We start from the raw sequence: 12,262 nt of genomic DNA on the forward strand, positions 1-12,262 counted from the left end.
ATGCTAAGCGACATCGAGATAACTCACCAAACGAAACTTGAACACATCAGTAAAGTTGCCGCAAAATTAGGCTTAAACGAAGACGAGCTCGAGCTTTACGGCAAATTTAAGGCTAAAATTTCCCCTAGACTTGAGCCATCAAACTCAAAGCTCATCTTAGTCACCGCGACTAACCCAACCCCATACGGCGAGGGCAAAACGACTATGTCGATCGGCCTAGCTGACGCGCTAAATTCACTTAATAAAAAGCTTTGCCTAGCACTTCGCGAGCCATCTTTGGGGCCAGTTTTTGGCATAAAGGGTGGAGCAGCAGGTGGTGGCTACTCGCAGCTTGCGCCGATGGAGGATCTAAATTTACACTTCACTGGCGATTTTCACGCGATAACATCGGCAAATAACCTCATTTCTGCCATGATAGATAATAGCCTCTATCAAGAAAACCCACTAAAAATAGAGAAAATTTTATGGAAGCGCTGTATGGATATGAACGACCGCGCGCTTAGATTTATCACTGTGGGGCAGGGCGGCAGGACTGATGGTGTGCCAAGAGAAGATGGCTTTAACATCACCGCCGCAAGCGAGATCATGGCTGTGCTTTGTCTAGCCACAAGCCTTTCTGATCTAAAAGAGCGCGTGGCAAACATCATGGTTGCTTATGATAGCGATAAAAAGCCTATCTACGTGCGTGATCTAGGCTGCCAAGACGCTGTTTGCATACTTTTAAAAGATGCGATCAAGCCAAATTTATTTCAAACATTAGAGCACACACCTACGCTCGTGCATGGCGGCCCATTTGCAAACATCGCACACGGCTGCAACTCCGTCATCGCAACAAAAACAGCTCTAAATTTAGCTGACTATGTCATCACTGAAGCTGGCTTTGGCTCAGAGCTTGGCGCGGAGAAATTTTTAGATATAAATTGTAGGGTTGCTGAGATTAAACCAAGCGCTGTTGTGCTTGTAAGCACTATCAGATCGCTAAAATATAACGGCGAAGCAAATAAAGACGAGATCACAAAACCAGATATGAATGCACTTAAAAAAGGTATAGAAAACCTTGGCGGACACATCGAAAATTTAAAAGGTAAATTTGGTCAAAACGTGGTTGTGGCGCTTAATAAATTTGGCTTTGACACCGATGAAGAGATAAATTTCGTAAAAGAGTATTGCCGTGAGCTTGGCGTAGAAGTGGCTGTTTGTGAGAATTTCTTAAAAGGTGGCAAAGGTGCGCTTGAGCTTGCCGAGCTAGTTTTAAAAGCGTGCGATAAGCCAAGCAAGATAAATTTCACATACGAGATGAGTGACGATACAAAAACTAAAATAGAAAAGGTCGCTAAGGAAATTTATGGAGCTGGCGAGGTGGTCTTTGAAGAGGCTGCTCTTAAAAAGCTTGAGATGATAAAAGAGCTAAATTTGAGCCATTTGCCAGTTTGTATCGCAAAAACTCAGTACTCATTTAGCGACGATGCGAAGCTTTTGGGTAGGGCAAAGGGCTTTACTTTTAGCGTAAAAGACCTTGACATTAGAACTGGAGCTGGCTTTATCGTCGCGGTTTGCGGTAAGATCATGCTAATGCCAGGACTTCCAAAAGTGCCAGCTGCGGTCAATATGAAGATAGATGCAGAGGGCAAGATCGACGGCTTGTCGTAAATTTATGAAAACACACTGGCAAAGGCTAGTGTGTTTTGCTAAGAGGCATGGATGAACGACGAATTTTACATGGATCTTGCTTTAAGCGAGGCTTGGAAATTTCAGATCCTGACCTACCCAAATCCAGCAGTTGGATGCCTTATCCTTGATGAAAATGGGCAAATTTTATCTTGCAAGGCTCATGAAAAGGCTGGATATTTACACGCTGAACCGACAGCGATACTTTTTGCGCTTTGCAAAAAAAGTGAAAAATTTAAAGATGATTTTATAAAAGCGTATAACGCCAAATTTAGCTTCGATATAAAAGAGGGCGAATTTGGCCTTTTAGAGCCAAAATTTACCTATGAATTTATACTAAAAAACCACTCAAATTTACTAAAAAATGCAAAAACTTATGTCACACTTGAGCCTTGCTCTCATCATGGCAAAACACCACCTTGCGCAAATTTGCTAAAAGAGCTTGGCTTTAGTGAGGTGATAATAGGAAGCCACGATGAAAATCAAATAGCAAGTGGCGGTGGTAATTTGCTTCAAAGTGTTGGCATAAAAGTTAAATTTAGCGTTTTAAAAGAGCGTTGTGATAAGCTACTTGAGCCATTTTTGGCCTATCAAAATGGTGGCTTTAGCTTTTTAAAAATCGCAATTAGTAAAAATGGCGTGGCAAGCGGTGGCATCATCACAAATGAACTTAGCCGCACGCATGTCCATAAACTAAGAAGCGTCATAGATACGCTAGTGATCGGCGGCAACACAGTGCGAATAGACCGGCCAAAGCTTGATAGTAGGCTAGTAAGCGGCGGCAAAAATCCAGATGTCATAATCTACTCAAGAAGCGATAAATTTGATAAGACAATACCACTTTTTAGCGTGTCAGACCGCAAAGTTAGCATTCAAAAAAAGCTTAGCTTAAAAGGACTTAGCATGTTTGAAGGTGCTGGTGAGTTTTTAAAACTTGCAAAAGATGGCAAACTAGCAAACGTAAAATGGCTACTTATCTATCAAAGCTCAAATTTTAGGGATGGTAAAAATTTAAGCCTTGATCTAAATTTAAAGCCACTATTTAGTGGGAATTTTGGAGACGATAGCTACACTTGGTATGAAATTTTGGATTAAATATCTAAGCCAAAATAGTGCTTGACTAAAAAGCCAATACCAAATGAAATGATCGCAACACCAAAAGTTATCACACACATTTCAACCACTCTTGGTAAAAATTTAAGTTCTTTTGCCACGCTTATGTAAAAGTTGTAAGTGATGATGGCAACTAGCGCAAAGAAAAACATCGACAAAACAGCGTAAAGACTGCTTGAAAAAATAAAAAATGGAAGTATCAAAAACGCCGTTGTTATGATGTACGAACCGCCTGTATAGAGCGAATAGGTAAGCGGCTTGATCTCGTCACTTGGATTTTCTTTTGACTCAAGATATGCTGAGCCAGCCATGGAAAGAGCAGCTGCAATGCCCATGATAAGGCCCGTCGCACCAACTGATTTTGTATTTGAAAAAGCTAGAGCGATGCCACTTAGCGTGCCAGTTAGCTCAACTAATGCGTCATTCATACCAAGAACAATACCACCGGCATTGACTAGTTTTGTATCTTTTAGCATAGAGATTAAATTGTTTTCATGATTTACTTCTTCTTCATAAATGTCTCTAGCTTCAGGATACTCATCAACAATACCAAGATAAAATTGCTCTGCGTCTTCTTCACGTGACTCCATAAATTTTAAAGTAAAAGATGTACCAAAAATTTTAACAAGTATCGTATAGAAGATAACTTTGAATAAATTTGCAGTTCTACTCTCACCTGTTATCTTTTGGCAAAAAGCATAGTGTCGTTTTTCCTCAGTGATTAATTTACGAAGTATTTTTTTATTCTCTTCATTTTTTTCACTAGCTTCAAGTAGCGTATAGATGGCGGTATCATCTGCTTCATTTTGTAGCTGTTTTAAGGCGCGCTTTTTATCTAGCATAAATTCCCCTTTTTAAATTTTGTAAGATTTTGGATTTTGAAGTGTAAGATTAGATGGTGCGATCAGCGAGACTCGAACTCGCACACCTAGCGGCACTACCCCCTCAAGATAGCGTGTCTACCAATTCCACCATGATCGCAAAAAGAGTAAAAGCCCCAAAAAGGGGCTAAATTTAAGCTTTACGCTTAGCCAAGCATTGGGTTTGCGTAAAGAACGATAAGCGTAATAACAAGTGCGTAGATAACTTGTGCTTCGATCATCGCAAGAGCGATAAACATTGTAGTCATAAGTTTGCTACCAACGCCTGGGTTTCTAGCTGTTCCGCTAATTGTTGCAGCAGCTGTATTACCCATACCAATAGCGCCACCAAGGGCTGCAAGGCCAAGGCCAATACCACCAGCGATAACTGAATATGATCTAATCATCTCGCCATCAGCACCAAATGCAAATGCAGCAAGACCAAGAATTAAAAACACGATCTTTTTCATCGTTGCTCCTTTAAAATTTTAAAGCTCTTTCGGATCTGTCCCCTACTTAAACTTTATGAGCCGTAATATTACAAAAACAAAACTTTGTTTCAAATAAAAACACTAAAAATTTAAATTGCCCATAAAAAATTCTTGGCTTAGAAAAATAAAAGTTTTTTTATGTTATCTTTGAAAAAATTAATTTACTCTTAATCTTAGGTAATCAATGATAAATGAAAAATTTTCAAAAATAGGCTTTGTTCTTGCTATGGCAGGATCGGCTGTTGGACTTGGTAATGCATGGAAATTTCCAACAATTGTGGGAAACAACGGTGGTTCAGCATTTATAGTTTTATATTTGCTTCTCACGTTTGCTATTGCTTTTGTAGCGTTTTTAGCAGAGCTTAGCATTGGTAAGCTTGGCGAGAGTGATGTTGTAAGCTCCATTTATAAACTTGCTCCAAAACATAAAAAAATATGGTCTTTCTCTGGCTTTTTCATGATCGGTGCGATCCTCATAGCTTCATTTTATATGGTAGTTATTGGCTGGATTTTAAAGTATATCTATCTTAGTTTTTCGCCACTTTTGAGCAATAGAGAAGAGGCGGCCCAGCAGTTTAATATGCTTTTATCAAATGATTTAAGTAGTGCTATTGTTTGTTTTACTTTGGTTTTTTTGATGGTATTTTTTGCCGTTTCAAAAGGTGTAAAAAGTGGCATTGAGAAGCTAAATATCTGGATGATGCCGGGCCTTTTTATACTGCTTGTTTGTATACTTTTTTATGCAATTAGCATGGGTGATGGCTTTGTTAAGGCGGCTAAATTTTTATTTGTACCAAATTTTAGTGCGATCACGCCAGATGTTGTTTTGCAAGCTCTTGGACTCGCGTTCTTCTCGCTATCTATGGGTGTTGGCGTCATACCGACATACGCTGCAAATTTACCAGAGCAGACAAATCTTATAAAATCAACGCTTTCTATCATCTTTATAAACATATTAATAGGCATTATGATGGGGCTTGTGGTCTTTACATTTATATTTGCTTATGGAGCTGATAGCACGGCAAGTGGCCCAGGGCTTATTTTTATCTCACTTGTTACACTTTTTGCAAAGCTTGGGATAGTTGGCAATGTTATGGCCATCGCATTTTTTGTTTCGCTATTGTTTGCAGGCATTACGAGCGCGGTTTCGATGATTGAGCCATTTGCTTATTATTTGGTTAGAAAATTTGAAATTTCACGCAAAATGGCTCTTGTTTATATTGGAATTTTTGTCTATATCTTAGGCCTTTTTTGTATTTTTTCATATTATGCACAGACGGCTAATATCTTTAGTATTTTTGGCAAGCCAGTCTTTGATGCACTTGATTTTCTTACTTCAAATATAATGATGCCAATAGGTGCCATAATTTTTAGTTTTTTTGTTGGCTATAAACTTAAAAAAGAGAGCTTATATCTACTCTTTGGCGAATTTATGGGAAAAGCATTTTTTGAAATTTGGTACTTCACTCTAAGATACATCGTTCCAGTTGCAATTTGTGCCATCATGATCTATCAAATAGCAGGTAAATGATGGATAGATTTAGTAAAGTTGGTTTTGTTCTTTCTATCATTGGAGCGGCTATTGGCCTTGGTAATGCATGGAAATTTCCATATATGGTCGGTAGTAACGGCGGTTCAGCATTTATTCTTATATATCTATTTTTTGCTTTTGTTGTTGGACTTAGTATATTTTTTGCTGAGATGGCAATGGGTAAAATTTCACGTCTTGATACGGTTGGAGCGTTTAAAAGTTTAGCTACAAAAGGGGCAAATTCTTGGAAATTTGCTGGTGTTGTGATGGTGACAGGGCTATTTATCGCATCTTTTTATACACTTATTATCGGTTGGGTTTTAAAATACGTTATCTTAAGTCTTGGTGAGCTTCCAAAAGATATGGCAAGCTCAGAAGCGCTTTTTGTAAATTTTACTTCAAAGGGCATAGAGGAGCAAATTTTATATTTTAGCATCGCCTTTTTTGCCTACTTTTTTATACTTACAAAGGGTATAAAAAGTGGAATAGAGCGTATAAATGTATATCTTATTCCAGCACTTTTTATTTTGCTTTTGCTTATGCTTGGCTACTCTTTTGGCATGAATGGATTTGATGAGGCGGCTAAATTTTTACTTATGCCTGATTTTTCAAAGATAGATCAAGGCGCTATCTTAAATGCTCTTGGGTTAGCTTTTTTTACGATGTGTATTGGCATTGGTTGCATTTTAACTTACTCATCAAGCCTAGGCAATGATACAAATTTATTCACTTCATCACTTTATGTAGTCTTTGCAAATATAATCATTAGCGTAATTATAGGACTTATAGTTTTTACATTCACCTATGAATTTGGCTCAGAGCCATCAAAGGGTGCAGGGTTAGCATTTATCTCGCTTCCAACGCTTTTTGCAAAGCTTGGTTTGCTTGGAAATTTCTTGGCTTTTGCATTTTTTACATCTTTATTTTTTGCTGGTATAACATCGGTTATCTCGCTAGTCGAGCCATTTATATTTTTCTTAAATAAAAGTTTGGGATTTAGTAGAAATAGATCAATTATTATTGTCGGTGCCGTAGTTTATGTTTTAGGGATTTTATGTGCATTAAGCGGTATTGGCGATTTTAAAGAAGCACTTACATTTTTTGGTAAGAGCTTTTTTGATTTGCTTGATTATCTTAGCTCAAACATTATGCTCCCACTTGGTGGCATTATATTTGCCATTTTTGTTGGGTACTTTATGAAATTTGAGCTTTTAAAAGAGCTATTCTTGCCTTATATGGGTGAGATTGTTTTTAAAATTTGGTATTTTTTAATAAGGTTTGTAGCGCCAGTTCTAGTTTTTGTGGTGCTAGTAGGGGAGATTGCATAATGGCAAAAGAACAGTTTTCTAAAATAGGTTATGTTTTAGCAGTTGCAGGGTCAGCTGTTGGACTTGGTAATGCGTGGAAATTTCCATATATGGTCGGTGAAAATGGCGGATCAGCATTTGTTATTTTATATCTTTTGATAACGTTTTTAGTTGGCATACCTATCTTTATGGCAGAGCTAAGTATTGGCAAACTTAGTGAGAGCGATAGTGTAAATGCCTTTAGAAAGTTAGCGAATAAAAATAAAAATTTATGGCAACTGGTTGGAATTTTAGCTATGGTAACCGCAGCTATAATCTCATCTTACTACATCGTGATCATCGGTTGGGTCTTTAAGTATTTCACCCTATCTTTTACCGGTCTTCCAAACGATATAGAAAGCTCAAAAGTAATATTTAACGAGCTTCTTACGCATGGTCTTGGCGAGCAGACGCTTTATTTTGTTATAGCATTTGTAGCTTGCTTTTTTATCCTTTCAAAAGGAGTGAAAAGTGGCATTGAAAAGCTAAATGTTTGGATGATGCCAAGCCTATTTATCATGGTTTTAATCATGCTTATCTTTTCTATGACAATGAATGGTTTTACAAAATCGGCTGAGTTTTTACTTGTTCCTGACTTTAGTAAAATTTCATTTAACTCGCTCTTGCTTGCTCTTGGGCTTGCTTTTTGGACACTATCTCTTGGTATGGCAGCGATCATTACATATTCAGCTAGCTTAAGTGATGATACAAATTTAGCTACTTCTACGCTAAGTATCGTTTTTATAAACATCGTCTTAGCCATCATGATGGGTCTTGTTATCTTTACATTTATATTTGAATTTGGTGCCGAGCCGTCTCAAGGACCAGGACTTGTCTTTATCTCGCTTCCAACGCTCTTTGCTAAGCTTGGCGTGATAGGTCAAATTTTAGCTGTGGCATTTTTTGCTGCACTTATCTTTGCTGGCATTACTTCAGCCATCTCTATCGTAGAGCCGTTTGTATTTTTCTTGATCAGAGAGTATGGCATTAGCAGGATAAAAGCTCTTAGCATAGTTGGAGCCGGTGTTTTTGTTTTAGGATTTTTATGTCTTTTATCAAATATAGAAAATGTTGGCGATAAATTTATGCTCTTTGGTAAAAATTTCTTTGATTTTCTTGATTTTACCGCTTCAAATGTTCTGCTTCCAATTAGTGGTATTGGTGGAGCGATATTTGTTGGATATTTTATGAAGAGAGAGGCACTTTATGTGCTATTTAGTCCATATATGAGTGACTTTGTATTTAGTGCATGGTATTTTTTATTAAGATATGTAGCGCCAGTTTGCGTCTTTATCATCATGATAAATAAATTGTTTTTTTAAGGGTTGTTTATGCAAAAAGTTGAGAAATTTTTTGATAAGGTTGGCGATATAGTCGGCTATATTTGCATGTTTGTTATGGCTTTGATGATAATAGACGTCTTTTTTAACGTTGTGGCAAGATACTTTTTCTCTTATGGAAGCGTCGCATTTCAGGAGCTTGAGTGGCATTTTTTTGCTGTAATATTTTTGCTTGGCATGAGCTATGCATTAAAAGAAGACGCGCACGTTAGAGTTGATATCTTTTATGCTAAATTTTCACCAAAAAATAAAGCTCTTGTAAATATGATAGGAACTGTTATTTTTGTAATCCCATTTGCACTTTTAGTTTCAAATTTATCATTTGAATTTGTGAGTGATGCTTATACTTCAGCTGAAGCTAGTGCAGATCCAGGTGGTCTTACTCACAGATGGATCATAAAAGCACTTATTCCTTTTTCTTTTTATCTGCTTGTATTTTTTGCGATTGGCTTTTTTATAAGAAATTTTAATCTTTACAAAAAAGCTAAAAAGGGGGAATAATGGCTGGTTTGATAATGTTTATAGCCGCACTTTTGATGCTAGGCATTGGCTTTCCGGTAGCCTTTACCTTTGGTGCGGTTTCGATGATATTTGGCATGATTGGTAGTATTGTTGAGAGTATTGGAGACGGAGACGGACTACTTGGAAGTATCGAAGTTTTCAAAGACATGTTTAACTTCATGCCTTATAGAATTTTCTCTATCATGGAGAGTAGAATTTTTATAGCAGTTCCACTTTTTGTCTTTATGGGCGTTGTGCTCCAAAAGTCAAAACTAGCTGAGAGGCTACTTGAGAGCATGGGCATGCTTTTTGGAGAAATTCGCGGAGGTATTGCTATTAGCACTATCTTGGTTGGAGCACTTCTTGCGGCTTCGACTGGTGTTGTTGGTGCAAGTGTCGTTGCAATGGGTGTTATAAGCTTGCCTGTTATGTTAAAGTATAAATACGACCAAGCGCTAGGTTGTGGCACCATATGTGCTGCTGGTACGCTTGGACAGATCATTCCACCTTCTATCGTGCTGATTATTTTGGGTGATATATTTTCAGTGCCAGTTGGTGAGCTTTTTCATCAAGCCATCATCCCAGGACTTACACTTGTAGCAGTTTATATCATTTATATTTTGATTGTTGCTTATTTGAAACCAGATACAGCACCTGTAGTAAAAGATGAGAGCGGTGTTAGTAAATTTAAGCAGATCATGAGAGCACTAATCGCTATCTTTCCGCCACTTTTGCTTGTTATTTGTGTACTGGGCTCTATATTTGCAGGTATCGCTACACCAACTGAAAGTTCAGCTTTTGGCTGCGTTGGAGCCATTATTTTAGCTATTTTTTATAGGACATTTTCATTTTCTATGATAAAAGAGGCATTGGCAGAAAGCGTAAAAACCACAGCACTTGTCTTTGCCATACTTGTTGGTGCGACAGCCTTTTCTATGGTGTTTAGTTATACTGGTGGCGATGAGATTGTTGAAAAATTCATGACAAATTTGCCAGGCGAGAAGTGGGGCTTTATTATTTTTAGTATGGTTGTCATCTTTGTGCTTGGCTTTTTTATCGACTTTGTTGAAATTTCATATATTGTGCTTCCTATTTTGGTACCAATAGCCGCAAAGCTTGGTATAAATCCAATTTATCTAGCAATCTTAGTTGCGATGAATTTGCAAACTTCATTCCTAACGCCGCCATTTGGTTTTAGCTTATTTTTCCTAAGATCAGTCGCACCAGCTGAGATAAAAACGACTGCTATTTATAAAGGCGTTGTGCCTTATATTTTTATTCAACTTGCTGTACTTGTATTTTTCTGCGTCTTTCTAATGGAATTAAAGCCAATGCTTGATGCGAGCCACGGCGGATTATTAAACTTCTTACTCTCACTTTTTAAATGATATAAAAGTTTTTGGTTGTAAAATACCAAAAAACAAGCAAAATGGCTAATTTGAGTTTCTAACCAATTTAGCCATTTTCTATGAACTCTTTAAATAAATTTATAAAATTAATGAGGTGGGTGATGGCGAAGAAATTTATCGATGTTATGGATACGACCTTTAGAGATGGCTTTCAGTCAGTTTATGGCGCCAGAGTGCTTATGAACGACTTTTTGCCTGCGCTTGAAGCGGCCAAAGAGGCTGGCATAGAGCATTTTGAATTTGGTGGCGGAGCGAGATTTCAAAGCCTTTATTTTTACCTAAATGAAGACGCTTTTGCGATGATGGATAAATTTAGAAGTATCGTAGGACCAAAAGCAAATCTTCAAACCCTAAGCAGGGGCGTAAATACCGTCACACTTGATACTGGCAGCCGTGAGCTAATCGACCTTCACGCAAAACTTTTCAAAAAACATGGAACCACCACCATTAGAAATTTTGACGCACTAAATGACGTTGAAAATTTAAAATATTCAGGTGAGAGGATCGCTCATCATGGACTAAAACACGAAGTTGTAGTTACGATGATGGATCTGCCTAGTGGCTGTGTGGGGGCTCATGATGTTAAATTTTATGAGAAAATTTTAAGAGAAATTTTAGATGCAAATATCCCATATCACAGCGTTTGCTTTAAAGATGCAAGTGGCACAAGTAGCCCACAAAAGGTCTATGAAACCATAAAAATGGCTAGAAAATTATTGCCAGAAAAAACTCACATCAGACTTCACACTCATGAAACCGCAGGCGTAAGTGTGGCTTGCTATCTTGCAGCGCTTGAAGCTGGCGTTGATGGCATAGATCTAGCCGCAAGCCCAGTAAGTGGCGGTACAAGCCAGCCAGATATCTTAACTATGCTTCACGCAGTAAAAGGCAAAAACTACGATCTTGGCGGACTTGACGTGGAGAAAATTTTAAAATATGAAAGCGTTTTGAATGATTGCTTAAAAGAGTATTTCTTGCCGCCTGAAGCTGTGCAAGTAAGCCCACTCATACCATTTTCACCGATGCCTGGTGGCGCGCTCACTGCAAATACCCAGATGATGAGAGATAATAATATCTTAGATAAATTTCCAGAGGTCATCCTTGCGATGCGCGAGGTGGTGCAAAAGGGCGGATACGGCACTTCAGTAACCCCTGTTAGCCAGTTTTACTTCCAACAAGCCTTTAATAATGTAATGTTTGGCAAGTGGAAAAAGATAGCTGAGGGATACGGCAAAATGGTGCTTGGCTATTTTGGTAAAACCCCAGTTACGCCTGATAAAGAGATCATCAAGCTTGCAAGCGAGCAACTAGGCTTAAAACCAACTACAAAACACGCAGTTGATATAGCTGATAAAGATGAGAGTAAGTCGCTTGCTCACGTAAAAGAAATTCTAAAGCAAAACAATATAAAAACTACCGAAGAAAATATATTTATAGCAGCAGCTTGTAAAGAAAAGGGCATCGCATTTTTAAAAGGTGAAGCCAAAGTAAATGTAAGAAAGATCGATCCAAATGCTAAAGCAAACGAGGGCAGACAAACTCAAAGTGGCAGATATAGCGTCGTCGTAAATGGTAGCCGCTATAATGTCGAAGTAAGCGAAGGTTTTAACGACAGCATCCAAGTAAAATCAATCACTGAAGTTGAAGGCAAGAGCGTAAAAAATGCCAAAAGTGCAGCAGCAGGCGCAACTGAAAATGATATCGTTGCTAGCTTACCGGGCGCTGTGCATAAAATTTTAGTAAGTCCTGGCGATCAAGTCAAAAAAGGGCAAGCTGTAGTCGTGCTTGAAGCAATGAAGATGGAGATAGAGGTCAAAGCCCCAAAAGATGGTGTGATAGGCTCTATAGAGGTTAGCAAAGGTCAAAGCGTCGCGAACAATCAAGTGGTGGCTAAATTTAAATAAATTTGCCCATTTTAAAAAGAGAGTGTTAAGCGAAATTTGATTAACATCTTGATGACTTTTAGGTCAGAATTTATAAAAAATGAAAATTTTAAAAGGAAA

The 12,262-nt window shown here is 38.0% G+C and carries 10 protein-coding genes and 1 tRNA gene; 8 read left to right on the forward strand and 3 right to left on the reverse strand.

From position 1 onward, the window contains the following. Entirely contained in the window at positions 1–1,650 is a 1,650-nt protein-coding gene (locus tag CYO92_RS05450; RefSeq protein ID WP_103588952.1) for a formate--tetrahydrofolate ligase, read from the forward strand. Positions 1,651–1,701: 51 nt separating this feature from the next. After that, positions 1,702–2,763, forward strand: a complete 1,062-nt coding sequence (gene ribD / locus CYO92_RS05455) for a bifunctional diaminohydroxyphosphoribosylaminopyrimidine deaminase/5-amino-6-(5-phosphoribosylamino)uracil reductase RibD (protein ID WP_103588953.1) — start codon at positions 1,702–1,704, stop codon at positions 2,761–2,763. Here ribD and CYO92_RS05460 read toward each other — a convergent pair. The 3 genes from CYO92_RS05460 to CYO92_RS05470 form a co-directional block, all read right to left on the reverse strand. Further along, positions 2,760–3,623 carry a VIT1/CCC1 transporter family protein gene (locus CYO92_RS05460; RefSeq protein WP_103588954.1) on the reverse strand — a complete coding sequence of 288 codons (864 nt, stop codon included), beginning with the start codon at positions 3,621–3,623 and terminating at the stop codon, positions 2,760–2,762. The genes ribD and CYO92_RS05460 overlap by 4 nt on opposite strands. A 54-nt stretch (positions 3,624–3,677) precedes the next feature. After that, positions 3,678–3,762: transfer RNA gene (locus CYO92_RS05465), tRNA-Leu, on the reverse strand. Between the two features lie 46 nt (positions 3,763–3,808). After that, positions 3,809–4,111 carry a F0F1 ATP synthase subunit C gene (locus tag CYO92_RS05470; RefSeq protein WP_004317263.1) on the reverse strand — a complete coding sequence of 101 codons (303 nt, stop codon included), beginning with the start codon at positions 4,109–4,111 and terminating at the stop codon, positions 3,809–3,811. Positions 4,112–4,316: 205 nt separating this feature from the next. On the opposite strand from CYO92_RS05470, the gene CYO92_RS05475 reads away from it, so the two are divergent. The 6 genes from CYO92_RS05475 (at position 4,317) to CYO92_RS05500 (ending at position 12,163) form a co-directional block, all read left to right on the forward strand. Continuing rightward, positions 4,317–5,663, forward strand: coding sequence for a sodium-dependent transporter (locus CYO92_RS05475; protein WP_103588955.1), 1,347 nt, complete (start codon positions 4,317–4,319; stop codon positions 5,661–5,663). Then, positions 5,660–6,991: a sodium-dependent transporter gene (locus tag CYO92_RS05480; protein ID WP_103588956.1), complete on the forward strand. Its 1,332-nt coding sequence runs from the start codon at positions 5,660–5,662 to the stop codon at positions 6,989–6,991. The genes CYO92_RS05475 and CYO92_RS05480 overlap by 4 nt, the downstream gene beginning before the upstream one ends. Further along, complete coding sequence (locus CYO92_RS05485; protein ID WP_021090462.1) at positions 6,991–8,331, forward strand: sodium-dependent transporter; 1,341 nt, start codon at positions 6,991–6,993, stop codon at positions 8,329–8,331. Before CYO92_RS05480 ends, CYO92_RS05485 begins: the two co-directional genes overlap by 1 nt. A 9-nt stretch (positions 8,332–8,340) precedes the next feature. Next, positions 8,341–8,850, forward strand: a complete 510-nt coding sequence (locus CYO92_RS05490) for a TRAP transporter small permease subunit (protein WP_103588957.1) — start codon at positions 8,341–8,343, stop codon at positions 8,848–8,850. Continuing rightward, positions 8,850–10,238, forward strand: a complete 1,389-nt coding sequence (locus CYO92_RS05495; protein WP_054196248.1) for a TRAP transporter large permease — start codon at positions 8,850–8,852, stop codon at positions 10,236–10,238. The genes CYO92_RS05490 and CYO92_RS05495 overlap by 1 nt, the downstream gene beginning before the upstream one ends. Before the next feature lie 122 nt (positions 10,239–10,360). Beyond that, complete coding sequence (locus CYO92_RS05500; protein ID WP_103589118.1) at positions 10,361–12,163, forward strand: biotin/lipoyl-containing protein; 1,803 nt, start codon at positions 10,361–10,363, stop codon at positions 12,161–12,163. Positions 12,164–12,262 lie beyond the last annotated feature (99 nt).

It is taken from the genome of Campylobacter concisus (genome assembly GCF_002913715.1).
Lineage (GTDB): Bacteria > Campylobacterota > Campylobacteria > Campylobacterales > Campylobacteraceae > Campylobacter_A > Campylobacter_A concisus_AG.